Annotated in this window: 17 protein-coding genes; 9 read left to right on the top strand and 8 right to left on the bottom strand. The window is 57.1% G+C overall.

Annotation, left to right across the window (positions count from 1 at the left end; genetic code table 11):
• Positions 1–12: 12 nt before the first annotated feature.
• The 4 genes from PGR91_RS02410 to asnA all read left to right on the top strand — a co-directional run bounded on the left by PGR91_RS02410 (position 13) and on the right by asnA (position 5,618).
• Positions 13–1,227 (top strand): 6-bladed beta-propeller, encoded by a 1,215-nt coding sequence (locus tag PGR91_RS02410; RefSeq protein WP_118655555.1) that lies wholly within the window; start codon positions 13–15, stop codon positions 1,225–1,227.
• Between the two features lie 64 nt (positions 1,228–1,291).
• Positions 1,292–3,163, top strand: a complete 1,872-nt coding sequence (locus tag PGR91_RS02415; protein ID WP_118458114.1) for a DNA polymerase III subunit gamma/tau — start codon at positions 1,292–1,294, stop codon at positions 3,161–3,163.
• A 109-nt stretch (positions 3,164–3,272) separates the two neighbouring features.
• On the top strand, positions 3,273–4,562 hold the full coding sequence (gene tyrS, locus PGR91_RS02420) for a tyrosine--tRNA ligase (RefSeq protein ID WP_153497732.1): 1,290 nt from the start codon (positions 3,273–3,275) through the stop codon (positions 4,560–4,562).
• Positions 4,563–4,580: 18 nt separating this feature from the next.
• Complete coding sequence (gene asnA / locus PGR91_RS02425) at positions 4,581–5,618, top strand: aspartate--ammonia ligase (RefSeq protein ID WP_101572012.1); 1,038 nt, start codon at positions 4,581–4,583, stop codon at positions 5,616–5,618.
• 91 nt (positions 5,619–5,709) lie between these two features.
• Here asnA and PGR91_RS02430 read toward each other — a convergent pair whose 3' ends face one another.
• The 6 genes from PGR91_RS02430 to PGR91_RS02455 all read right to left on the bottom strand — a co-directional run bounded on the left by PGR91_RS02430 (position 5,710) and on the right by PGR91_RS02455 (position 14,687).
• On the bottom strand, positions 5,710–7,074 hold the full coding sequence (locus tag PGR91_RS02430; RefSeq protein ID WP_118655557.1) for a methyltransferase RsmF C-terminal domain-like protein: 1,365 nt from the start codon (positions 7,072–7,074) through the stop codon (positions 5,710–5,712).
• Positions 7,071–7,685, bottom strand: a complete 615-nt coding sequence (locus PGR91_RS02435; protein ID WP_055202901.1) for a deoxynucleoside kinase — start codon at positions 7,683–7,685, stop codon at positions 7,071–7,073. Before PGR91_RS02435 ends, PGR91_RS02430 begins: the two co-directional genes overlap by 4 nt.
• A gap of 72 nt (positions 7,686–7,757) precedes the next feature.
• On the bottom strand, positions 7,758–8,936 hold the full coding sequence (locus tag PGR91_RS02440; RefSeq protein WP_306345973.1) for a glycosyltransferase: 1,179 nt from the start codon (positions 8,934–8,936) through the stop codon (positions 7,758–7,760).
• Positions 8,933–10,438 (bottom strand): GH3 auxin-responsive promoter family protein, encoded by a 1,506-nt coding sequence (locus PGR91_RS02445; RefSeq protein WP_101572016.1) that lies wholly within the window; start codon positions 10,436–10,438, stop codon positions 8,933–8,935. The genes PGR91_RS02440 and PGR91_RS02445 overlap by 4 nt, the downstream gene beginning before the upstream one ends.
• An 82-nt stretch (positions 10,439–10,520) precedes the next feature.
• On the bottom strand, positions 10,521–11,861 hold the full coding sequence (trkA, locus tag PGR91_RS02450; protein WP_055202905.1) for a Trk system potassium transporter TrkA: 1,341 nt from the start codon (positions 11,859–11,861) through the stop codon (positions 10,521–10,523).
• Between the two features lie 12 nt (positions 11,862–11,873).
• Complete coding sequence (locus PGR91_RS02455) at positions 11,874–14,687, bottom strand: sugar-binding domain-containing protein (RefSeq protein ID WP_118655559.1); 2,814 nt, start codon at positions 14,685–14,687, stop codon at positions 11,874–11,876.
• Positions 14,688–14,849: 162 nt separating this feature from the next.
• Between PGR91_RS02455 and PGR91_RS02460 the strand changes: the two genes are divergently transcribed.
• The 3 genes from PGR91_RS02460 (at position 14,850) to murA (ending at position 17,365) form a co-directional block, all read left to right on the top strand.
• Positions 14,850–15,137, top strand: coding sequence for a hypothetical protein (locus PGR91_RS02460; RefSeq protein ID WP_118655561.1), 288 nt, complete (start codon positions 14,850–14,852; stop codon positions 15,135–15,137).
• Between the two features lie 51 nt (positions 15,138–15,188).
• Entirely contained in the window at positions 15,189–15,947 is a 759-nt protein-coding gene (locus tag PGR91_RS02465) for a glycosyltransferase family 2 protein (protein WP_118655563.1), read from the top strand.
• 110 nt (positions 15,948–16,057) lie between these two features.
• A complete protein-coding gene (murA, locus tag PGR91_RS02470) occupies positions 16,058–17,365 on the top strand; it encodes a UDP-N-acetylglucosamine 1-carboxyvinyltransferase (RefSeq protein WP_101572084.1) in 1,308 nt (435 codons plus the stop codon).
• 715 nt (positions 17,366–18,080) lie between these two features.
• On the opposite strand, the gene ppdK is transcribed toward murA, so the two are convergent.
• Entirely contained in the window at positions 18,081–20,816 is a 2,736-nt protein-coding gene (gene ppdK, locus PGR91_RS02475) for a pyruvate, phosphate dikinase (RefSeq protein WP_055202913.1), read from the bottom strand.
• Between the two features lie 141 nt (positions 20,817–20,957).
• Complete coding sequence (locus PGR91_RS02480; RefSeq protein ID WP_118655565.1) at positions 20,958–21,965, bottom strand: endonuclease/exonuclease/phosphatase family protein; 1,008 nt, start codon at positions 21,963–21,965, stop codon at positions 20,958–20,960.
• 235 nt (positions 21,966–22,200) lie between these two features.
• Between PGR91_RS02480 and gyrA the strand changes: the two genes are divergently transcribed.
• Together gyrA and PGR91_RS02490 are read left to right on the top strand one after the other, a co-directional pair.
• Positions 22,201–24,747 carry a DNA gyrase subunit A gene (gene gyrA, locus PGR91_RS02485; RefSeq protein ID WP_259336700.1) on the top strand — a complete coding sequence of 849 codons (2,547 nt, stop codon included), beginning with the start codon at positions 22,201–22,203 and terminating at the stop codon, positions 24,745–24,747.
• A gap of 18 nt (positions 24,748–24,765) precedes the next feature.
• The gene (locus tag PGR91_RS02490) at positions 24,766–26,079 is read left to right on the top strand and encodes a tetratricopeptide repeat protein (RefSeq protein ID WP_101572031.1); all 1,314 of its coding nucleotides are present in this window, start codon (positions 24,766–24,768) and stop codon (positions 26,077–26,079) included.
• Position 26,080: the final 1 nt, after the last annotated feature.

Consider the following 26,080-nt stretch of genomic DNA (forward strand, 5'->3'; position numbering starts at 1 on the left):
AAACTTCAGATTATGACAAATGCGTTTTTTCATTCGGAACATGCCGGACGCGTCGTCGTCCGTTGGTTCGCCGTTGCGGCGTTTTCGGCTTTTTCGGCCGGCTGCGGCCGGCCGGCTGCCGTTTCCGACGGCGTGGCCGAGCGGGTGGTGATCGGTGCGGATACCGTGGTCGTCTGCGACCTGAACAAGATCCGCGATACGATCGACCTCCCGCTGAGCGAACTGACCGCCGAAAAACTGAGGATCGTAAAACTGGAAACCCGTCCCGAGGCATTTTTCAAGCCGTCCAAAACGTTCGTTTCCGAAAATTACATCGGGGTCGTAGGCTACGAACCGGCCTCTTTCAAACTGTTCGACGGGAATGGGAAATTCCTGAACGATATCGGGACGCAGGGGCGCGGTCCCAACGAATACCGCAACATTTACTGGGCTCAGATCGACGAGGGCTCCGGCCGCGTGTTTATCCTGCCGTGGCAAAGCGACCGGATTTTGGTCTTCGGGCTCGACGGGTCGTCGCTGCCGTCGATACCGTTGCCTTGCAGGTCTCCGAAAGGGATTTTCCGGGCGAACCCCGACTCGACGGTTTCGGTAAGCGTCCTGCCGTTCGAAAACGCGGGAATCGAAAGTTTCGTCTGGAACCAAGATATGCAGGGAAACGTGGTCGCCCGGATCGATGCGGCCCCCTTCCGGATCAAGGCGGATTTCGGGAATGAAATGGCGTCCGAAAACGCAACCCGTTTCGAACCCGTTCTGATGTATTCCGACGGTCACCGGCCCGATTCGTTGCGTTATTACGATCCGCAGGCCAACCGCCTGGTGCCCGTATTTGCCGTTCGGCATCTTGCCGAACGGAAGCCGATCTATCCGAAGTACGCCGAGACGGGCGATTATTTCTGGGCGTCGTTTAGCCAGACCATGGAACAAACCGGGGCGCACTCTTTTACTTCGTCGGCTCCCGTATTCTTTCTGGTCGATAAAAACGACCTTACCGGAGCTTATTTCAAACTGAAACTGGATGAACTGGCCGATATCGCCGTCTGGCCCGGTCATTTGCAGGACGGCTATTTTCTTTGGAACGTTCCGGCCATTACGCTCAAAAAGTCTTTGCGAGGGATTCTCGACGCGGGATACGACGCCGATCCGCAGGCGGTCGAAAAGATCCGGCGACTGGATGCCGAACTCGACGACGAGGATAACAACGTAGTCATATACGCCCGTCTGAAATAGAAAAAGCGACCCGCCTTGTCGATTCCGGTCGAATTTCGTATCTTTGTTTCCGGAAAGGAAAATTATGGATAATTTCATCGTATCGGCCCGGAAATACCGTCCGGCGACCTTCGCATCGGTCGTCGGACAGTCGCATATTACCTCGACGCTGAAGAATGCGATCAGCCGTCGCCAGTTGGCGCATGCGTACCTGTTCTGCGGGCCGCGCGGCGTCGGCAAGACGACTTGCGCGCGGATCTTCGCCAAAGCGATCAACTGCCTGAATCCGGGGCCCGACGCCGAAGCCTGCAACGAGTGCGAATCGTGCCGTGCGTTCAACGAGGGCCGGTCGTTCAATATCCACGAACTGGACGCCGCGTCGAACAACTCGGTGGACGATATCCGCAACCTGACCGACCAGGTGCGTATTCCGCCGCAGATCGGTCGTTACAGCGTCTATATCATCGACGAGGTGCACATGCTGTCGGTGCAGGCGTTCAACGCGTTTCTGAAAACGCTCGAAGAGCCGCCCGCACATGCCGTGTTTATCTTGGCTACGACCGAAAAGCACAAGATCATTCCGACGATCCTGTCGCGCTGTCAGATTTACGATTTCAACCGGATTCGCGTCGAGGACGGCGTGGAGTACCTCAAATACATCGCTTCGCAGGAAGGAGTGACCTACGACGACGAGTCGCTGCACCTGATCGCCCGCAAGGCCGACGGCGGAATGCGCGACGCGCTGTCGATGTTCGACAAGGTGGTTTCGTTCTGCGGGCAGAATCTGACGGTCGCCCAGGTGGCCGCGACGCTCAACGTGCTCGATTACGATACCTATTTTACGATCGCCGAACAGATCCTGGCCGGAGACTATACGAACGCTTTGCTGCTTTTCGACGAGGTGTTGCGCAAGGGTTTTTCCGGACAGACTTTCGTGGCGGGGCTGAACAGCCATTTCCGCGACCTGCTGATGTGCAAGAATCCGCAGACGTTGCCGCTGCTTGAGGTGACGGGCAGCGTGGCCGAACGTTACCGGACGCAGGCCGCACAATGTCCGGTGCCGCTGCTGTTCGAGGGGATCAACCTGCTGACGGCGGTCGACGCGTCGCTGCGGACGGCTACCAACCAACGATTGCATGTCGAACTGGGTCTGATGAAACTTTGCGGACTCGGTCAAAAAAAAAATGACGAAGCCCTGACGCCGTCGCTGCCCGATCTGGGCGGTTCCCGGAACGTTCCGGACGGTTCCGCACGACAGCCTGCGCCGGCCGCAGCGACCGTAGTCCCGCCGCGGGACGGACAACCGTCGTCGGCACTTGCCGGGACTGCTGCGGAAAAACCGGATCCCGGCCGCGAAACCCGTAAGCCGGTTTCCCCTGTGCCTGTTGCTTCGCCGCCTGCGTCGGCCGTTTCGCAGTCCCGCCCCGCCGGAAAAGCCGAACCGGGGCCGTCCCGTCCCGCGCCGACGACGGGGGGCGTTTCGCTGTCCGGCCGTTCGATCCTGTCGTTGCTGAATACGAGCCGCCCCGCCGCGCCCGTTTCGGGGGATGCCGATCCGGCGGAAAATCCGGAGAACCTGCCCGATGCGGATGAAGCGGTCGAAGAGGATGTCGAATCCCGTTTGCAACAGGGATGCGAATTGCTGACCCGCGAATTGCTTGCGGAGCGGCCCCGGCTGGGGATCGCGTTCCAGGATGTCAGCATACGCGGGAACCGGATTCTTCTGAAAGTGCCGAACGAATCGCTGTACGACGAGGTGACCAATCACCTGACCGATATCCGCAAACGGCTTTGCGACTTGGGCGATGTCCGCTCGACGATTGAATTTCAGGTCGAGATCAGCGAAAACAAGACCGGCCTGAAACCGATCAAAGTCGAAGACCGGCTGCGTTACCTGACCGAAAAAAATCCGCTGGTCGCCAAACTCCGTCGCGACCTCGACCTCGATATCGAATAGCGGCTTTCCCGAAATTGTTGTGTTTCGCGGAATTTGACTACCTTTGCACGGATCGCGGCGGCCGGCCGCGAACGATCCACTAAAAATCTGCTAAAAGCACATAAAACCGATGAATTTTGTAGAGGAACTCAAATGGAGGGGCATGGTGCACGATATCATGCCGGGAACCGAGGAGCAATTGAACAAGGAGATGACGACGGCTTACGTCGGAATCGACCCGACGGCGGATTCGCTGCATATCGGGCACCTTGTCAGCATTATGATCCTGAAACACTTCCAGCGGTGCGGGCATAAGCCCATTTTCCTGGTGGGCGGGGCTACCGGCATGATCGGCGACCCGTCGGGCAAGTCGCTTGAGCGCAACCTGCTCGACGAGGAGACCCTGCGTCGCAACCAGGAGGGGATCAGAAGGCAGCTCAGTCACCTGATCGACTTCGAGTCCGACGCTCCGAATGCGGCCGAACTGGTCAACAACTACGACTGGATGAAGAATTTCACGTTCCTGGAATTTATTCGCGACATCGGCAAATGCATTACGGTCAACTACATGATGGCCAAAGACTCTGTCAAGAAGCGCTTCAGCGGCGAGGGCGACGGCATGTCGTTCACCGAATTTACGTACCAACTGGTGCAAGGAACCGATTTTTTGCATCTTTATCAGCATAAGAACTGCAAATTGCAAATGGGCGGTTCCGACCAATGGGGAAATATCACCACCGGAACCGAGTTGATCCGCCGCAAAACAGGCGGCGAAGCGTTCGGGCTGACCTGCCCGCTGATCAAGAAGGCGGACGGGACGAAATTCGGCAAAACCGAGGCCGGGAACGTATGGCTCGATGCGCGTTATACGTCGCCGTACCAGTTCTACCAATTCTGGCTGAACGTCAGCGACGAAGATGCCGAACGTTATATTAAGATATTCACGATGCTCGATCGGCAAACGATCGATGCGCTGATCGCCGCGCACCGGGAGGCGCCCCATTTGCGCGAGTTGCAGAAGACGCTGGCCCGCGAGATTACCTGCATGATTCATTCCGAGGAGGAGTACCGCAAGGCGGTCGAGGCTTCGGGTATCCTATTCGGAAATGCGACGGCCGATGCGTTGCGCCGGATCGACGAGCGGACGTTCCTACAGGTTTTCGACGGAGTTCCGCAGTTCGAAGTGCCGGCTTCGACGCTTGCCGGCGGAGTGAATTTCATCGCTCTGTGCACCGAACATGCGTCGGTTTTCCCGTCGAAAGGCGAAGCCCGCAAGCTGATCCAGGGAGGCGGCATATCGCTCAACAAAGAGAAGGTTACCGCGGTCGATGCGATCGTTTCGGCCTCCGACCTGATCTCCGGTAAATACCTGCTCGTGCAAAAGGGAAAAAAGAACTATTTCCTGATCGTTGTCAAATAACCGTAAACGCCCGATAAGATGACATTGATAAAACCTTCCGGATACCGCAACCTGCTCGAAAACGTCGAGAACACCGAAAAGGCGATCAAGCATGTAAAGGATATGTTTCAGGAGAACCTGTCCGCACAGCTCGCCCTGCTGCGGGTGACGGCCCCGATGGTCGTACTGACCGGAACGGGGATCAACGACGACCTGAACAGCGTGGAACGTCCCGTTTCGTTTCCGATCCGCGATATGAACGAGCAACGCGCCGAAGTGGTGCATTCGCTGGCCAAATGGAAAAGACTGAAGTTAGGCGAAATGAAAGTGGCTCCCGGCCGCGGGATTTATACCGATATGAACGCGCTGCGTCCGGACGAAGAGCTGGACAATATCCATTCGCTGTACGTCGACCAGTGGGATTGGGAGAAGGTGATCACGCGCGAACAGCGCAACATCGCTTTCCTGAAACAAACGGTGCGCCGTATCTACGAGGCGATCAAAGTGACCGAAAACAAATTGTACGTCGAGTTTCCGCAGTTGGTTCCGTCGCTGCCCGAGGAGATCCATTTCATCCATGCGCAGCAGTTGCTCGACCTGTATCCCGGCAAAAAACCGAAAGAGCGCGAGAACGAGATCGTACGGCGATACGGCGCCGTATTCGTGATCGGGATCGGCGCGGCCCTTTCGGACGGCGAGCCGCATGACGGCCGCGCCGCGGATTACGACGACTGGAGTACGCCGAACGAAGAGGGTTACAACGGGCTGAACGGCGACCTGCTGCTGTGGAATCCGGTGCTCGGAAACGCTTTCGAGGTGTCGAGCATGGGGATTCGCGTGGACGAGACGTCGCTGGCGCGGCAGCTCGAAATACGCGGGCAACAGGCCAAACGCGATCTCTATTTTCATAAAAAGCTGCTGGCCGGGGAGTTGCCCTGCACGATCGGCGGCGGGATCGGGCAGTCGCGGTTGTGCATGTACCTGCTGCGCAAAGCCCACATCGGCGAGATACAGAGCAGTATCTGGCCGGAATCGATGCGCCGCGAATGTTCCGAAGCGGGTATCGAGTTGGTTTGATTCTTAGGAATAATTGTTTATAAATGCCGCCGTGCGGGTTCCGGAAGGGATCCGCGCGGTTTTTTTGCGTCTGCCGTTTACCGGGTGGTTTTTAAAGCGCGGCGATCCGGGATTCTTTCGGATAGAGGTTGTTGCACCGTCCGCCGATCCGTTTGATCCATCCGAGCGGCAGGCCGTTGTAGCAGACCATGTTGATGCCTTCCTGCAACAGGGAGGGGTCGATTTCGTTTTTACGCAGGTAATCGAGAGTCTGCGGCAGGTCGAACTCGGCCTGCGGAACCGTTTCGCGCGATACGTCGTGGAACAGGGCCAACGCATGTTCGGGTTTGAATTTCGCGCCGAAGAGCTGTCCGGCGGGAATGCCCGAATGGATGACCGTCAGACTCTCGGAAATCTGCCGGACGGCTCCGAACGCTTCCCGGTAGTAGGCGTAGGCGGTGCCGTTGACCTTCGCGAAGCGCATGTATTCGGGTTGGGCCACCCATTGCGACAGGATGTCGGTTTCGGGGCGATTGAGCGCCGAAAAGATCGCTTTGCGCGGCTTCGGCGTACGTTCCCGCCGCCGTCCGTCGCTTTTGCGGATTACGGCTGCGAAAAAGCCTTCTCCCTTCACCCGGTGCGGATAAAACCGGAACGTATTGATCCCGTCCGTTTCTCCTTTTACGACGCCCCATGAAGGATCGACGGCGATTTCGACCGGTTCGCAGTCGTATTCGCCGCACAGCCAGGCGATGTTTTCTTCGTTTTCTGCGGCGTTGAACGTACAGGTGCTGTATATCAGGATTCCGCCGGGACGCAGCGAACCCCAGATGTCGCTGAGGATGCGTCGCTGGCGTGCCGCGCAGAGTTTGACGCCCTGTTCGCTCCACTCGGTGCGCGCCGCCGGATCTTTGCGGAACATGCCTTCGCCCGAGCACGGAGCGTCCACGGCGATCAGGTCGAAATAGTGTTCGAACGGGGCGAAATGCGCCGGGTCGTTGTTGGTCACCACGATGTTTCCGATCCCCCATTTGACCGCATTTGCGGCCAATACCGAAGCCCGTTGGCGGATCACCTCGTTGGCGACGACCAGGCCTTCGGCTCCGGCCAGGGTCGAAAGAAGCGTCGTCTTGCCGCCGGGGGCCGCGCACAGGTCGAGTATCCTGGGAGCGGCGTCCGGCTCGAAAATCTGCCTGAAAATTGCTTCGAGGAACATCGAACTGGCTTCCTGGACGTAATAGGCGCCGCCGTGGAACGCCGGGTCGAGCGTGAATTGCGGGCGTTCGTCGAGGTAGTAGCCGTAACGGCACCACGGAACCTGCCTGCCTTCGGGTTGCGACCCGATTTTGTAGGGGTTGAAACGGATGCTGACCGGCGATTCGCCGTTGTCCAGCGCGGCGAACAATCGTTCCGCTTCGGAAGTCCCGAGCGACTCCGTCGTCCGGCTGCGAAAAAGTTCGGGCAGCGGCAGGGTCATTCCTTTTCGGTATTTTTGAACGATCCGATCCGTAACACGAGGTCGTCCAGCGACGACGGATCGGCGATAAAGTCGGTGTGGTCCACGTCGATCGTCAGAATTTCTCCGTCGTAGTTGCGGCCGATCCACTCTTCGTATTTCCGGTTCAGCCGTTCGAGGTACTCTTCCTGTATGCTCATCTCGTAGGCGCGGCCGCGTTTGCGGATCTGGTGGATCAGCGTCGGTACGCTCGCTTTCAGGTAGATCAGCAGATCGGGCCGGGCGATCAGTCCCGTTGCGAGGTCAAAGATTTTCAGGTAAGTATTGTAATCCCGCGTGGTCATCAGCCCGCTTTCGTGCAGGTTGGCGGCGAAAATATACGCGTCTTCGTAGATCGTACGGTCCTGGATCAGGTCGCTGCCGGTAGCCAAGATCTCTTTGGCTTGCCGGATGCGCTGTCCCAGGAAGTAGATCTGCAGGTTGAACGACCAGCGGTTCATGTCGTCGTAGAAATCGCCGATATACGGGTTGTCGCTCTCCTCGAAATAGGCTTTGGCGCCCGTTCTTTCGGAGAGGATCTTGGTCAGCGAGGTCTTTCCGCACCCGATATTTCCGGCAATGGCGATATACATTTCAAATTTTTCGAGGTGCCCGGATCTTTTTCCGGGAAACACATTTTTGCAAATTTATTATTTTTATCCGGTTTATCCGGCTTTCTCGGTTTTTTTCGCGTTTTCGCAGATCGTCCGGTAAAGCTTTTGAAAATTTTCGGCCATCCGTTCCCAGGTGAATCGGACTTTGTAGTTGCGGATGTTCTCCCTGAATTTTTCGGACAGGTTTTCGGAGTAGTAACGGTCGATCGCCCGGGCGATGGCCTGCGGTTTCGGGTCGACCACGAAACCGACCTCTCCGTCCGGGACGATCTCGCGCAGTCCGCCCACGCCGGTCACGACCATCGGGACGTCGAAAAAGTAAGCCACCTGCGTTACGCCGCTTTGCGTGGCGCTACGGTACGGTTGTACGACCAGGTCGCTGACCGAGAAGAAACGGGCCACCTCTTCGTCGGCCACGAAGTAGTCGAACAGAATCATCTCGTCCCCGATCCCGAGCCGTTCGATCTGGTTCATGTAAGTTTCCTTGCCGCTGTAATATTCGCCGGCGATGATCAGCCGGTGTCCGGCTGTTTTGCCCTGTTCGCTGAGCAGGGCCCATGCGTCGAGCAACAGGTCGAGTCCTTTGTAGTCTCGTATGAAACCGAAAAACATCGTATAGCGCAGTCCGGGGTCGAGCCGCAGCAGGCGGCAGGCCTCTTCCCGTTCGATTTTTTCGCCGTAGTTCGTGTACATCGGATGCGGCGAGAAGACGGCCGGTTTGTCCGGTCGGAACGACTGCAGGTCGCTGTGCACTTGTTCGGACATGTAGACGAACCCGTCGATCGATCCGAGGAAGTAACGGGTCAGCAGCGTGTCCATCGGCCGTTTTTCGTGCGGAACGACGTTGTCGAGCAGCGCGATGGTTTTGATCCCTTTTCGCCGCGCGATCCGGCATACGGTGCCCAGGGCCGGGGCCATTTGCGGAATCCAATAGCGAACGATCACCGCGTCGGGCCGTTCGCGCCGTACTTTCAGACCGGTGCGGATCCAACTCAACGGATTGACCGAATTCAGCATCCGCGTAATGTCGAGTCCTTCCGGCGCCGGGCCGTCCGCATACTGGCTCTTACCTGGGAATAAAAAAGAAGGATATTGCACCGTGAATGTGAAAATCCGGCAGCGAATGCCGCAACGGATGAACGTGCGGGCCAGCGTCTGGTTGATTCCGGCCAGCCCTCCGCGGTACGGATAGGCCGTCCCGACGATAACGGCGGATTTCATTTCGTTCATAGCAGGCGGATTAATTGGTCGATATAAGTGCGGTCGTTGTAGAGTCTGGGGACTTTGTTTTGGCCGCCGACTTTGCCTCGCTCTTTCATCCAGCGGTAGAAAGTGCCTTCCGGCGCGACGGTCAGCGTGGGGCGCAGCAGCGTGGTATCTTTGAAACGTTTGGCTTCGTAGTCGGAGTTGACCTGCTGCAACGCGCGGTCCAGTTCGTCGGCAAAGCGTTCCGTGTCGGCGGGCGGCACGCTGAACTCGACGATCCACTGGTGCGATCCTTTGGATTGGCCGGTCATGTAGACCGGGCCGGCCGTATATTCGGCGATCCGGGCGCCGGTGGCTTCGCACGCGGCCTGCAGCGCCGTTTCGGCGTTGTCGACGATCACCTCTTCGCCGAAGGCGTTGATGAAATGGCGGGTGCGGCCGGTAATTTTGATCTTGTACGGGGCGAGCGAGGTGAACTCGACCGTGTCTCCGATCATGTACCGCCACAAGCCGTTGCAGGTCGAGATGATCAGGGCGTAGTTCACGCCGCGTTCGACCCCTTCCAGCGGGACTGCGCGCGACGGATCGTTCAGGTGCTGCATCGGCAGGAATTCGTAGTAGACCCCGTAGTCGAGCATCAGCAGCATGTCGTCGGTCGCCGGATCGTCTTGGATGGCGAAAAAGCCTTCCGAGGCGTTGTAAGTTTCGATGTATTTCATCCGGTCGGACGGGATGATCTGGCGGTACTGCTCGCGGTAGGGTTTGAAGTTCATACCGCCGTGGGCGAACAGTTCCATGTTCGGCCATACCTCCAGGATGTTGTTCTTGCCGGTATATTCGAGTATTTTTTTCAGCATCACGAGATTCCACGACGGGACGCCGGCGAACGAGGTGACGTTCTGCGAGACGGTTTCCCGGCAGATCGCTTCGACTTTCCGTTCGAAATCGGCGATCAGCGCCGTCTCGGGTTTCGGAACCCGCATCCGGAGGCCGAATCGCGGGGTATTCTCGATCAGGATGGCCGACAGGTCGCCTTCCTGGGCCGTCCCTCCGGTATTTTCGAGCCGGTGGCTGCCGCCGAGCGTCAGCGTTTTGCCCGAAAATACGCGGCTTTCCGGATAGCGGTCGGCGACCATGCAGACGATGTCCATCGGACCCCGCAAATGGCAATTCCGCAAACCTTCGCGGCTGACCGGGATGAATTTGCTTTTCGATGCGGTCGTTCCGGACGATTTGGCGAACCAGCGGATGTCCGTGGGCCACGTGACGTTGTTCTCGCCGCGGCGGATACGGTCGATGTAGCTGCCGAACGCTGCGTAGTCCGTCACGGGAATCCGTTCGCCGAATTGACGTCCGTCGCGGATCTCGTCGAAACGGTATTCCTTTCCGAAAGCGGTTGCGGATGCCTGTCGCAGCAGTTTTTGCAGTTGTAGTTGCTGTACTTCCGCAGGGTGCGACCGGAAGCGGTCGATTTCCCGTAGGCGGCGTAGGAAAAACAGGCGTACGAGCTGTGTGAGCAGAGGCATAATTGGTAAAGTCGTTGTTTTACAGGATCGTATTCCGTTCGACGGGAATACGGGGGTGCAAAATAATCAAAAAAACGGATCGTCAGTTAAAGAACTTGCCGATCCGCGAGATGGCCGACGGCAGCGAAAAGACCACCACGCGGTCGTAGGCGTTGATCTCCATATTGCCGACGGCGATGAACGTTTTGTCGCCGCGGACGATCCCGCCGATGATCGCGTCGTGCGGGAAATCGAGGTCTTTGATTTTTCCCTTGGTGGCCGGCGAATTCGGTTTGACGATGAATTCCAGCACTTCGGCGTCGCATCCGGTCAGGCACTTGATCGCCTGCACGTCGGTGCTCATCGTGAACCGGAAGATGTTGCTGGCCATGATCAGTTTTTTGTTGATGATCGTGTCGATACCCATATTCTCGGCCAGGTTGATGTAGTTGAGGTTTTCCACTTCGGCGATCACTTTTTTTACGCCGAGGCGTTTGGCCAGCATTGCCGCCAGGATATTGGTTTCGGCGCGCCCGGTGACGGCCAGGAAAGCGTCCATGTTGCTGAGGCCCTCTTCGATCATGGCGTCGGTATTGCGTCCGTCCTCGTTGATGATTAGCGTCCTTTCGAGCTGTTCGGCCAGTTTGTAGGCTTTTTCGGGCGTGTAGTCGACCAGTTTGATGTTCACTTCGTCCTGCAGTTCGGAGGCTACTTGCACCCCGATTTTGCTGCCGCCGAGGATCATCATGTTCTTGATGTCGATGTCGGTCTTGCCCGAGAAAGCGACGACCTCTTTTTCCGCGCTCTGGTTCGCGATCACATAGATGTTGTCGCCCTCCTGGAACCGGTCGTTGCCGCGCGGGATGATCGTTTCGCCGTCGCGCGAAATGGCGACCGTGCGGTAAGGCAGGCTATCGCGGTCGCCGGTGATCTCGATCAGCGACTTGTCGATCAGCGGCGACGCGGCGTCGATCTTGAAGACCACCAGCGAGAGTTTGCCGCCCGAGAAGTCGACGTATTCGGTCGTGCTGGTATGCCCCAGCAGGTTGATGACCTCCTGTGCCGCGGCTTTCTCCGGATAGAAAAGGTAGTCGATGCCCATGTTGATGAACATCTCCTTGTTGTTCGGTTCGAGGTATTCGTTGTTGTCGATCCGCGCGATCGTTTTACGGGCGCCGAGCTGTTTGGCCAGCATCGCCGACACGACGTTCGAAGTCTCTTCGGGCAGTACGGCGATATACAGGTCGGCTTTGCGGACGGCCGCTTTTTTCAGGGTCGCAAAAGTCGTGCAATCCCCTTCGACGACGATGACGTCTACCATTCCGGCGATCGACTCGAGCCGTTTCGGGTCGTTGTCGACGACCGTTATTTCGTGGTATTCGCTGCCCAGCATTTTGGCCAGGTGGCTGCCCACTTCGCCGACTCCGGCGATTACGATTTTCATATTCCGTTCGTTTTATTTTTCGTCTTCGAAAGTGAGTACCCGTTCCAGCAGTTCCTCCGGCAGTTCGAACTGCGGGTCGAACCGGTCGCCGGCCGCGTAATTCAGCAGGCTGCTTTTCAACTGCCGGGCCGCCGGCCGGTTCGCCGCGTCGGTATCCAGATCCATCGCGCAGACGAGCAGTTTGCCCGGCCCTACGCGTGTTTCAAAAATCGAACCCAGTTTGTAGTTGCGTTCGTAGTTGTCGATCACCTGTACGATCGGGCGGTAATCGTCCGGCGTGCCGTTCAGCACGATCGCCTTCGACCGATTGCGCACGTCGCCCCATGTTTTTTCGCGTTCGTCGCAATAGGACGGCGGAGCTCCGGCCGTCCGGAACGATTCGGCGGCCGAGAACCGTCCGAGCAGGTCGGCCCACTGCCAGTCGCTGTGCGCCTCGGTCGGGAATCCGTCGAACGCCGGATGCGCCGGATCGCAAAGGATGCCGAGCGTTCCTACCTGATTGAACAGCCGCATATTCCAGAATGCCGGCATGAAGGTTCCCTCCAGTGCGTTCTGCCCCGGTTTTACTTCGAACAGGCGGATTTCATCCGGCCCGAGCATCACTCGGTCGATTTTGTAAAGTCCTTTGGTCGGGTCGGAAAACAGCAGTACGCGTTCGCCGCGCGCCAGCGCGTCGCGGGTCGTCCGATCGTATTCGTAGGCGATCCGTACTCCGGCCGGCGTTTCCGGCTGCCGGGCCGGGTAGACCCAGATGTTCCAACTGTTCGACGTGCCGCCGGCTTTCAGCGTCAGCGTCAGGCGTGCCGCCTCAGCGACCGTTCGCAGCGGGGCGGAGATTTCTCCGAGTCCGGAGACTTTTCCCGTCTCGGCGACGGTCGCCGGCAACGAGCCGCCGGCTATCGTCCGGCCGCTCTCGTCGGCGAGCGTCCATTCCGGTTTGACAGGCAGGTTTTTCGGGCCGTAATTTGAGATTTCGGCGACGGCTCTGAACGTTTCGTCGCAGGTGTAAACCCGTTTCGGCATTTGCAGCAGAGCTACCGTCGGGCTGCAAAAACGGCGGAACTCTTTCGGTTCGATCAGTCCTTTGGAATCCCAGAACGCGTCGAGCCATCCGACGATGGCCGTGCCTTGCCCCGGGTAGTCGCGGGCTTCGAGAATCTGAAATCCTCCGTGCGGATAGGTGCGAAGGCTGGCTTCGATTTCGTCCTTGTAGAGCAGCACGCTGAACAGGCCGCTGGCCCGGGCGAAATCCTTGTTCTGGTCGAGCATTCCGCGTTCGGCCAGCGAACGGCGATATCCTTCGTAATTGTATGCGCGCAGCGTGCCGGTATATTTGTCGATCTCGTCGAAATCGGGGTACATGGCCCATTGGCCCACTTCGTGCGATAGCGTCGGAACGGGAGCGCCGGTCGTACGGTTCACGCCGTCGTTCTCGCCGCCCGCGATCCATCCCCCGGCAGACCAGCGGTCCCAGTCGGTACGCGGGCCTGCGATGCCGCGTTGTCCGGTTTCGAAGAAATCGCCGTCCTGTTCCGTGTCGCCGTTTTCACAGCGGTAGAGCCGCCGCGGATCGGCGGAACGTCCTTTCTGCACCAGTTCGCCGAGCGTTCCGGCCGATTCGTTACCCATTGCCATCAGCGCGAAGGACGGGTGATTGCCATAGGCTTCCAGAATGCGATCCAGTTCGTCGACGATGAATCGGTCGCGTTCGGGATGCTGTCCGAAATGCGGGGCGTCCATCGTCCACAGCGGGATTTCGACCTGGAAAAAGAAGCCCAATTCGTCGGCTGCAGCGAACGCCGCTTCCGGCGGACACCACGAGTGGAAACGCATGTAATTGAACCCGTATGATTTACAGATCGACAGCACCCGCATCCATGCCGCTTTGTCCATCGGCGGATAACCGGTCAGCGGGTAGACGCATTCGTCGACCGGGCCGCGCATCAGCGTCGGCCTGCCGTTGACCGTGAACTGTTTGTTTTTCGTGCCGAGTTTCCGCAATCCGTACGTAACGGTTTTGCGGTCGCCGTATTTCCCGGCTTTCAGCACGACGTCCAGTTCGTGCAACGCCGGCGAAAATTCGTCCCACGCCTTTGCGTTCGGCGCGAACGGCAGCTTTACCGAGATTCCGCCGGCCGGAATGGAGCAGGAGGAACCTTGCACGGTCGCGGATACCGGTTTCCCGGTATTGTTCCCTAATTTGACCTGCAAATGGTCTTCGAAAACTTGCACGTCGCGAATCCAAACCGGGTCGGTGGCCCGCAGTTCGATGCGGCCGACGATCCCGTTCCAGTTCCCCTGCGTGTCTTCGGTGATCGCGTGCGCCCAGGTTCCGATCGGGATTTTATACGTGTTGTCGATGCAGACGGTCAGCGTGTGCCGGCCGGGCGACAGTGCGCCCAGGTCGTACAGGTGCGGCGCCGACAGGCTGTTTTGCGTGCCGACAGACTTGCCGTCGATCCAGACGTTCGACTCCCAGTGGCAGCGTTCGAGCAACAGTTCGATTCGTTTGCCGGCCCACTTCTGCGGAACGTCGAAATCTCGCTGATACCACGCTTTCCCTTCGTATCGTACGACGCGGGTCAGCTTCCCGACGGTCGGCTCAACGGCTCTGACGCCGAAACCGTTCTGTTCGCACGAGCCGGGAAGCGTTACGGATTCGGCCAACCGCGTATTGAACCAGCAACCGTCGGTTCCCCGGTTTTCGGGATCGAGCGCGAAACGCCATGTTCCGGCGAGCGACTGTATGGCCTGCTGGGCGAAGCTCGTATGGACGGTCAATAAGCACAGCGCGGCCGTCAGCAGTATTCGGATCGGGTTGTTCATAGTTTCCGACGTTGAGTTTATCAAATGATTACGATATACAAAGATATAACTTTCCGGACAAAATCTCTTTTTTCTATCCGGCGGACGAAATATTGTTGGTTTTTAGCGGCGTTTGTACGAACTTTGTAAAGATTTGAATCGGAGTAATCAAAAAACAGAGTTATGTCGTCCGGATTGTTGATTTTCTTGATCGCCGCGGGTGCGGTCGCCTTTTTCGTAGTCGGGTTGTCGCTGACGATCATTTTCAAGGGACATTATATGGATTCCGAGATTGGCGAGAACCGACACATGAAAAAACGGGGGATCCGGTGCGCCGCGCAGCAGATGCGGGCCGAAGAGGAGAACCTGCGCGGGGAGTGCGCGTCGGACGACGGGTGCGCCGGGACGGGCTGCGCTTCTTGCACGGCGGCGGACTGTAAGGGAGTTCCGGACAAAAAGCCCGGAAAATGATCGGCCGTCCGCGTCCCGTTTTCGAAAAAAACTGCTAAAAAACCGAATGCTATGAAGATTTCCGTGGTTATCAATACGTTCAATTCGGACCGCTTTCTGAACCAGTGCCTGCGCTCGGTCGAAAAGTTCGACGAAATCGTACTGTGCGATATGCACAGCACCGACGGCACGATCGCCATTGCCGAGAAATACGGCTGCCGGATCGTTTACCACGAGCGCACGGGCATCGTCGAGCCGGCCCGCAATTATGCGATTGCGCAGGCCGAAAACGAGTGGGTGCTCGTGCTCGATTCGGACGAAGTGGTTCCGGACGCGCTGCGGGAATACCTGTACCGGTTCGCCGAAACGGCCGAGCAGCGGGGCTACGCCGCGCTGAAAATGGCGCGTAAAAACTATTTTCTCGGGCGTTTCATGCACGGGGACTATCCCGATTACATCATCCGGCTGATCCGCAAGTCGAAGACCTACTGGCCGGAAACGATCCATGCCCGTCCGGTGATCGACGGCGGGATATTCGCCATTCCGAGCCGTCGGCGGGAATTGGCGGTCGAGCACTTGGCCAACGAAAGCGTCTCGTCGCGGATCGCCAAGATCGACCTCTACTCCGATAAGGAGCTGTTGCGCCGCGCCGACCAGCGTTTTTCGGTCTGGAAGGCTTTCTCGAAGTGTTCCTGGCGGTTCCTGCGGTTCTATGTCGTCAAGGGCGGTTTCCGCGACGGGAAGGCTGGTTTTACCTATGCCGTGCTGAACGCTTGTTACAAGTTCGCGACGATCGCCAAAATCTGGGAGCGTCAGTCTTCCGAGGATTAAGAGGGGCGCTTGCGGTGCGCCGGCCGTTTTTGGAATATTTGCGGCTTATTGTTACATTTGACTGAAATTCGTCCCGTATGCAGGGACAATCGTTATACGGAAAACTGTTTATGGCAACATTTGAAGTGAAGGGAGGAACGCCGCTCGAAGGCGAGATCCGTCCGCAGGGGGCCAAGAACGAGGCGTTGCAGGTATTGTGCGCCACGTTGCTGACGCCGGAGAAGGTCATTATCCATAACATTCCCGCCATCGTCGACGTGCTGCAACTGATCGAATTGTTCGAAAAGATGGGGGTGATCGTCCACCGGCTCGGCGAGGGCTCTTACTCGTTCGAGGCGAAGGAGATCGATTTCGATTACCTGCAGAGCGACGACTACCGCGACCGGGCGGCCCGGTTGCGCGGTTCGGTGATGATTATCGGGCCGCTGCTGGCGCGCTACGGAGTCGGTTACATCCCGAAGCCGGGCGGCGACAAAATCGGACGTCGGCGGCTGGACACGCATTTCATCGGTTTTCAGAAGCTCGGGGCCGAATTCGATTTCGATACCGGCACGAACTTTTTTTCCGTTTCGGGCAAAAACCTGAAGGGATGTTACATGCTGCTCGACGAGGCTTCGGTGACCGGTACCGCCAACATCGTCATGGCGGCCGTGCTGGCGAAGGGCCGGACGACGATCTACAATGCGGCCTGCGAGCCGTACGTGCAGCAATTGTGCCGGATGCTGAACCGCATGGGGGCGCTGATTTCGGGGATCGCGTCGAATCTGCTGGTGATCGACGGGGTCGAAAGTTTGCACGGGACCGCGCATACGCTGCTGCCCGATATGATCGAGGTGGGCAGCTTTATCGGCATGGCCGCGATGACCCGCAGCCGGATCACGATCAAAGACGTTTCGTTCGAAAACCTCGGGATCATTCCGGCGCAGTTCGCGCGGATGGGAATCGAGTTCGAGCAGCGCGGCGACGATATCTACATTCCCCGGCACGAGCATTACGAGATAGAGAGTTTTATCGACGGTTCGATCATGAACATCGCCGATGCGCCGTGGCCGGGCTTGACGCCCGACCTGCTGTCGGTCTTCCTGGTGGTGGCTACGCAGGCCAAGGGATCGGTGCTGATCCACCAGAAAATGTTCGAAAGCCGGCTGTTTTTCGTCGATAAGCTGATCGATATGGGCGCGCAGATTATCCTGTGCGACCCGCACCGTGCGACGGTCATCGGGCACGACCATAAAATCCGGCTGCGCGCCACGACGATGACTTCGCCCGATATCCGGGCCGGGGTCGCGCTGTTGATCGCCGCGATGTCGGCCGACGGACGTAGCATTATCCAGAACGTCGAGCAAATCGACCGGGGGTATCAGAATATCGACGGGCGGCTGAACGCTCTCGGCGCCTGCATCCGCCGGATCGGATAATACCGCGCGCCGCGCCGGGAGCGAGCGTCCCGTTGCGCTGCGGTTTCAGGGGGCGTTCTGCCGTCCCCGGCGCCTGATTTTCCTGTCCGGACGTTCGTTCCGGCGTCGGCGGACACTTTTTTCTGTTTTTCAAAATCTTTCGTTTGTTTCGTTTCCTGCCGGATAAAGGTATAAAAAAGGAATGGAATGCTATTGATTCCGTCTTTTTGGAACTATACTTTTGACGTAATAAAATAATAATATTCTTTATTATATAAGAATTTATCGAATAATTTATTTGGGGATATGGACCGGATTTCATACTGGGATTGCGTAATCCGGCTCATATCCCTTGATTAGGGGTGTTTATGAAAGTGAATTAAACGAAGTTTTGAGACGAAAAAGGTCCGGTTCGGTTTTTCGATTAATGTCATGGCGAGGGTGTTGTCGGAAAGTCGGACCGGGCTTTTTTTAACGACGGGATTCCCTTTCTCTTTGAACTTACCTCGAAAGAACGGGTGTTTTTATACGAACCTGACTTCCGGCACGCGGAGGTTCGTATCGGCCGCCGGTATTTTTATGTCCTTTTCCGGCGCGCGCCGGAAAATTAGGGGTTGGTACCCGGCCTGATATTTCGTCTTTTCCGGGATCGTTTCCGTTTTCGCCGTAAAAACAAAAGGGGCGGCGTCATTGACGCCGCCCCTTTCCGGGTTCCGGAAGATCCGGAGCGTTTCGATTATTTATCGCCTTGTTTCAGCGCTGCGTGAGCCGCTGCCAGACGTGCGATGGGCACGCGGAACGGAGAACACGAAACGTAGTTCAGGCCGGCATAATGGCAGAATTCCACCGAGCTCGGTTCGCCGCCGTGCTCGCCGCAGATACCGCACTTGAGTTTCGGTTTTACGCCGCGGCCTTTGAATACGGCTTCGCGCACCAGTTGGCCGACGCCGTCCTGGTCGAGCACCTGGAACGGGTCGTGCTTCAGGATGCCTTTTTCGATGTAAACGGGCAGGAATTTCGCTACGTCGTCGCGCGAGAACCCGAGCGTCATCTGCGTCAGGTCGTTCGTGCCGAACGAGAAAAATTCGGCCTCTTCGGCGATCTCGTTGGCCGTAACGGCTGCGCGCGGGATCTCGATCATCGTACCGATCATGTAGTCGATCCGGTCGTTGCGTTCGGCGAATACCGATTCGGCGGTAGCCTTGATAACGTCTTTCTGGTATTTCAGCTCTTTCACGTTGCCTACCAGCGGAACCATGATCTCCACGTGTACGTCGATACCCTTGTTCTTGCGGGTGTTCAGCGCAGCTTCGATGATGGCGCGAGCCTGCATTTCGGTAATTTCGGGATAAGTATTTCCCAGACGGCAACCGCGGTGTCCGAGCATCGGGTTCGATTCGGCCAGCGATTCGACCTTGTTCTTAATCGTTTCGAACGGAACTTTCAGGTCGTCGGCCAGTTCCTTCATCTCTTTTTCGAAGTGAGGAACGAACTCGTGCAAAGGCGGATCGAGCAGGCGAACCGTTACGGGCAGCCCGTTCATCGCTTCGAACAGACCTTCGAAGTCGCCGCGCTGGATCGGCAGCAGCTTGGCCAGCGCCTTGCGGCGTCCGGCTTCGTCGTCGGCCAGGATCATTTCGCGTACGGCCTTGATGCGGTCGCCTTCGAAGAACATGTGCTCGGTACGGCACAGGCCGATACCCTGAGCTCCGAATTTGAACGCGGTCTGCGCGTCGCGCGGCGTGTCGGCGTTCGCGCGCACCTTCAGGCGTGCGTATTCGTCGGCCAGTTCCATCAGTTTGGCGAAATCGCCGCTCACTTCGGCGTCGATCGTGCTCACTTTGCCTTCGTAGATGATGCCCGTCGATCCGTCCAGCGAAATCCAGTCGCCTTCTTTGTATTTTTTGTTGCCTACGGTAATCGTGCGGGCCTTGTAGTCGATCTGCAGGTCGCCGGCGCCCGAAACGCAGCACTTGCCCATGCCGCGCGCAACGACGGCCGCGTGCGAAGTCATACCGCCGCGCGCGGTCAGGATGCCGTTTGCGGAGTTCATGCCCTTCAGGTCTTCCGGAGAGGTTTCGATGCGGACGAGGATCGTCTCTTTACCTTGTTCGGCCCATTTTTCGGCGTCGTCGGCGAAGAATACGATCTGCCCCGAAGCGGCGCCCGGGGAGGCGGGCAGTCCCTTTGCGATGATGTTGGCCTGTTTCAGCGCTTTCTTGTCGAATACCGGGTGCAGCAGTTCGTCCAGCTTGGCCGGTTCCACGCGCAGAACGGCGGTCGGAGCGTCGATCAGACCCTCTTTGAGCATTTCCATCGCGATACGAACCATGGCTGCGCCGGTACGCTTGCCGTTACGCGTTTGCAGCATCCACAATTTGCCGTTTTGGATCGTGAATTCCAGATCCTGCATGTCGCGGAAATAGTTTTCGAGGTGCTGCTGGATTTCGTTCAGCTCTTTGAACGCGGCGGGCATCACCTCTTCGAGCGACGGATATTTCAGCGCGCGTTCGCTTTCCGAAATGCCCTGCAGTTCGGCCCAGCGGCGCGAACCTTCGAGGGTGATCTCCTGCGGCGTGCGGATGCCGGCTACCACGTCTTCGCCCTGTGCGTTGACCAGGTATTCGCCGTTGAAAATGTCTTCGCCGGTAGCGGCGTCGCGCGTAAAGGCCACGCCGGTAGCCGACGTTTCGCCCATGTTACCGAATACCATCGCCTGTACGGTTACGGCGGTGCCCCATTCGGCCGGGATGTTGTTCAGCTTGCGGTACAGGATCGCACGCTCGTTCATCCAACTGCTGAATACGGCGCAGATGGCGCCCCAGAGCTGTTCCCACGGATTGGTCGGGAACTCTTTGCCGGTATTCTTCAGGATGGCGGCCTTGAAACGTTTTACCAGTTCTTTCAGGTCGTCGGTCGTCAGTTCGGTATCGTTCTTTACTTTCTTTTCCTCCTTGATCGCATCGATGATCTCTTCGAACGGATCGACGTCCTCTTTGCTCTGCGGTTTCATGTCCATCACCACGTCGCCGTACATCTGTACGAAACGGCGGTACGAGTCCCATGCGAAACGCGCGTTGCCGGTCTTCTTGGCGATGCCTTCGACGGCTTCGTCGTTCAAGCCGAGGTTCAGGATCGTGTCCATCATACCCGGCATCGAAGCGCGCGCGCCCGAACGTACCGACAGCAAAAGCGGATTCGTGCTGCTGCCAAACTCCATGCCCATGTTCTTCTCGACCTGTTTCATGGCGGCTTCGACTTCGGGCTTGATCATCTTGATCACTTCTTCCTTACCGTGCTGATAGTACTCGGTGCAGACCTCGGTGGTGATGGTAAATCCCGGAGGAACCGGAATACCGACCAGGTTCATTTCCGCGAGGTTAGCTCCTTTTCCTCCGAGCAATTCTCTCATCTTTCCGTTACCCTCGGCCTTCTTGTTGCCGAAGGTGTAAACTCTTTTTACGTTTGGCATCTTCTTTTTACGTTTAATCCGTTTTGAATTTATTTGTAGTTATTGAATTTTTTAAATAAATACGACCGCTTTCGGTAAAAAAGCGGCGAGCCGGTAAATAGGTGTGCAAAAGTAATGATTTAATTTAATATCTGCAAAAATTTATCGGACTTCCGGCGATTCGGGTTTTTTGTTTTCAAAGTCCAGAAATACCGGCAGATGGTCGCTGTATCCTCCGGTGTACCGGCCGGCTTGGAAAGTCCGGATCGGATAGCCTTTCCATGGGCCCGACCGGTGGATCAGGTAGTCCCGGACGAAAATGCCACAGCGGCCTCCGTAGCGCAGGCCGTTTCCGGAAGCGAAAGCCCCGCTGACCAGAATGTAGTCGAACAACTGCCGGCGGTCGCGGTAAACCAGCGTGCCGTAGCCTTGCCGGCGCAGGCCGACGAACGGCGTGTAGAGCGCGGACGGGTCGGCCGGAGCGTTTCGGAGAGCGGTTTCGGGTCGGACGTGCAGGATTTTACGGGATTCGCGAGCGTCGGGTTCGGCGTTGAAATCGCCCAGAACGACCAATTTCCGTTGCGGCGAGCCGGTCAGCAGCGAATCGACCGTCCGGCGCAGCGAGCGGAACGCCTCGGCGCGGTAGCGCGCGGCGTTCATCTGCGAGGGCAGGTGGCAGAGGATCAGCGTAACCGATTCGCCGAGCAATTCCCCGTCTACCGTAAGCAGGCTGCGCGTCAGCCCTCGGCCGAAAACCTGCCGGACGCGCGTCGGAAAAAAGCGGCTGCCCCGATACAGCAACACCACGTCCATGCCGCGCGGATCGCCGCTGTTGCGGTGGATGTAATTGTAGTCCGACCGCATGGCGTACATCAGGTCGCGTACGACCGCTTCGTTTTCGACCTCCGCGAGCGCCAGCAGGTCGGCGTCGAGGTCGTCGATCACGCGCGATATATGGTTGATCTTCATGCGATACCGCTCGGTGTTCCAGCGTCGGGGACTGTGCGGGGTGAACTCCGCGTCGCCAGCCGACGGATCGGGTACCGTGTCGAATAGCGATTCGACGTTATAGCAGGCGATCCGGATGCGGTCGGGTTCCGTTCCGGCCGCCGTCCCGCAGCAAAATGCGGTGGCGCACAGCAGGACGGACAGCAGGCGGATCGGTCTCATGGGATACGGGTTTCATGCAAATTTAGGATAATATATCCGTTTTTTGCCCTTTTTTAGCGCGTTTGACGAACTTTTGCCCGGGTTTTTACGTTATAAGCAATAAAAGGCGCGGCAAAAATCCCCGTTAAACGCGTTCTTAGGGGCGTATTTTGCGTTTGTCCAAAAAATGCGTAAATTAGCGACCTAAAACGAAGGCGACTCATCGCTTCACAACAAAGGACTATAAGCTCAAATCATGGCAGAAGAAGGAACAAGCGAAAGAATCATCAAAATCAATATCGAAGAGGAGATGAAATCGGCCTACATCGATTATTCGATGTCGGTCATCGTGTCCCGTGCGCTTCCGGATGTGAGGGACGGCATGAAACCCGTTCACCGCCGGATTCTGTACGACATGAGTAACGAACTGAATCTCTATTCGGACAAACCGCACCGTAAGTCGGCGAGAATCGTCGGCGACGTGCTCGGTAAGTTCCACCCGCACGGCGACTTGTCGGTCTACGAAGCGATGGTGCGTATGGCACAGGAGTGGAGCCTGCGCTATATGCTGGTGGACGGGCAGGGGAACTTCGGTTCGGTCGACGGCGACGGTCCGGCTGCCATGCGTTATACGGAGGCCCGGATGAAAAAGATCGCCGACGAGGTGATGGCCGATATCGAAAAGGATACCGTCGAGTTTCGTCCGAATTTCGACGAGACGATTCCGGAGCCGACCGTGCTGCCGACCAAGATCCCATTGCTGCTGGTCAACGGCGCGTCGGGGATCGCCGTCGGGATGGCGACCAACATGCCGCCGCACAACCTGTCCGACACGATCGACGCGATTTGCGCTTATATCGACGATCCGAATATCGAAGTGGCCGACCTGATTAAGCATATCAAGGCTCCCGATTTTCCGACCGGAGGGATTATCTACGGTTACGAGGGCGTGAAGGAGGCTTATGAAACCGGCCGCGGCCGCGTGATGATGCGGGCGAAGACCGAGATCGAGCATACGGCTACCGGCCGCGAGTGCATCGTAGTGACCGAAATTCCCTACATGGTGAACAAGGCCGAGATGATCCGCAAGATCGCCGACCTGATCAACGAAAAGAAAATCGAGGGAATCGCCTACATCAACGACGAGAGCGACCGGAACGGGATGCGTATCGTGATGATCCTCAAACACGATGCGGTTGCCAGCGTCGTGCTGAACAACCTGTTCAAGTACACGGCTCTGCAGACGTCGTTCCCGGTCAACAACATCGCGCTGGTCGACGGACGGCCGATGTTGCTGAACCTGCGCGATTTGATCCGCTATTTTGTCGAGCACCGGCACGATGTGGTGGTGCGCCGTACGCGTTACGACCTGGCGCAGGCCGAAAAACGGGCCCACATTCTGGAAGGTTTGCTGATAGCCGTCGATCATATCGACGAGGTGATCCATATCATCCGCAGTTCGCAAAGCCCGGACGAAGCCAAGATCGCATTGATAAACCGGTTCGAGCTGTCGGAAGTGCAGGCCACTGCGATCATCGACATGCGTCTGAGGGCGTTGACCGGTCTCGAACGCGATAAGCTGAAACAGGAGTACGACGAGCTTTGCAAGCGGATCGCCTACTATAAAGAGGTGCTTGAAAGCGTAGCGTTGCAGATGCGGATCATCCGCGACGAGATGATCGAGATCAAGGAAAAATACGGCGACGAGCGTCGCACGGAGATCGTGCTGAGCGCCGAGGAGTTCAATCCGGAAGATTTTTACGCCGACGACGAAATGGTGATTACCATTTCGCATATGGGCTATATCAAACGGACGCCGCTGACCGAGTACCGCACGCAGAATCGCGGCGGTGTCGGCGTAAAAGGCAGTGCGACGCGCGACGAAGATTTTATCGAGCACATCTATGTGACCACGATGCACAACACGATGTTGTTCTTCACCGAAAAAGGACGCTGCTACTGGCTGAAAGTTTATGCGATTCCGGAAGGGGCGAGGGCTTCGAAAGGCCGCGCGATCCAGAACGTGATCCAAATCGAGCCGGACGACAAGGTGCGCGCCTACATCAACGTCCGTCGCCTGGACGATAAGGAGTATGTGAACAGCAACTATATCATCATGTGTACCAAAGCCGGTATCGTGAAAAAAACGCTGCTCGAAGCCTATTCGCGTCCGCGGCAGAACGGCGTGAACGCCATCACGATCAAAGAGGGCGACCAGTTGCTCGAAGCCGTGCTGACCAGCGGGCACAGCGAAGTGATTATCGCTGCGAAGAACGGCAAAGCGATTCGTTTCAACGAAGAGGTCGTCCGTCCGATCGGTCGTACCGGCGCCGGCGTCAAGGGGATTACCATCGACGACGACGACGAGGTGGTCGGCATGATTTGTGTCGAAAAGGATGTCAAGGAGGATATTCTGGTCGTTTCCGAAAACGGTTACGGCAAACGCACCGACCTGGACGACTACCGTATTACGAACCGCGGCGGGAAAGGGGTCAAGACGTTGCAGATTACCGAGAAAACCGGCAAGCTGATCGCCATCAAGTCGGTGACCGACGAGAACGATCTGATGATCATTAATAAATCGGGGCTGACGATCCGTATCCCGGTCGGGGATATCCGTTTGGCCGGCCGCGCCACCCAGGGTGTGAAAGTGATCAACCTGCGCAATAACGATGCGATCGCTTCCGTTGTTCCGGTACCCAAGAGCGAGGAGGACAACGATTCCGAGGCAGGAGTCACAGAAGAGTCCGGCGGGAACGGTGCTCAACCGACGGCGGACGCCTCTGAAAACAATATTGAATAATTATTAAAAAGCTGAATCATGAAACGTCTGTTTTTGTTCGTTGCAGTTGCCGCGCTGGGAATTACGGGTACCGCGCAGGCACAGGAGGCCAAGTTCGACGAGGCCGCCATTATTAAGAAAGTGGAAAAGCTGGAGCTTGACAGCCAGACTCCGAAACGGGGCGCGCGGGCCAGTTCCTGGATCGATCTGGGAAATGCTTACCTGGAAGCCGGGACGGTTGCGGCTACCGGACTGTATCGGGGACTGGATCAACTGACCGCGCAGGTTCTTTTCCCGAAGCCTGAGGAAGGAACCGAGAATGTAGCCGGAACCGAGTATGTGAAATGGTCGTATCCCTATTTCGATCTTTACCTGAAAGACGGGGCCGTTTATTTCTGGAAAATGAAAAAAACGATTGTCGACAATGCGCTCGAAAAGGCTGCGGCTGCCTATAAGAAGGCTTACGAGCTGGAACCGAAGGATGCGGAGGCAAAGGTTGCCGAGGGATTCAAAAAGATTGCGGACGCTTATAAGCAGGATGCCGACAACCTGTATGTCATGCGTGAATTCGACCCGACGGCCGATGCGTTCGCCGCGGCTTACGATGTGCAGAATCAGGCTCCGTTGAACAAAATCGATACGGTCTGCTGTTTCAATGCCGGCTACCTGTATACGCTCACCGGCAAATTCGACAAGGGGGTCAAATACTTGAACGATGCGATCGCCAACGGTTACGAAAGCAACGGGGAGGCTTACTATTATTTGTATCATTGCTACCGGGCGCAGAAGGATTTCGAAAAAGCGAAAGAGGCATTGGTTACCGGCCTTGGCAAATATCCTAAAAACAACCAGATCCTCGAACAGCTGATCGTGCTGTATTCGGAGACGGGCGAAGATCCCAATACCATTATTCCTTATATCCAGCAGGGTATTGCCAACGATCCGAACAATGCCGAGTTGTGGGCAGGCTTGGGTACTATTTACGACAAACTGGGCAATACGCCGGAAGCGTTGAAGGCTTTCGGCAAGGCGCTCGAATTGGCTCCGGACGAATTCACGAATAATTTCAACTATTCGCTGATGCTGATCCGTCAGGCCGACCTGAAAACCGAGGAATTCAACAAAAAATCGTTCACCAGCCGCGAAGAACGCGATGCGGCGATGAAGGAGGTCGATCAGGCTTATGTGGATATACTTGCTCCGCTCGAAAAAGCGCATGTGGCCAAGCCGGACGATCCTACGACCGTCGAATTGCTGAAGAGCGTTTATTTCCGCCTGCGCGATACTTCTCCCGCGATGATGGAGAACTTCAAGAAATACGACGAACTGTTCAAAAGCATGCCGCAGCAATAGT

The sequence above is a fragment of the Candidatus Alistipes pullistercoris genome, from assembly GCF_027665465.1.
Taxonomy (GTDB): Bacteria; Bacteroidota; Bacteroidia; order Bacteroidales; family Rikenellaceae; genus Alistipes_A; species Alistipes_A hominis.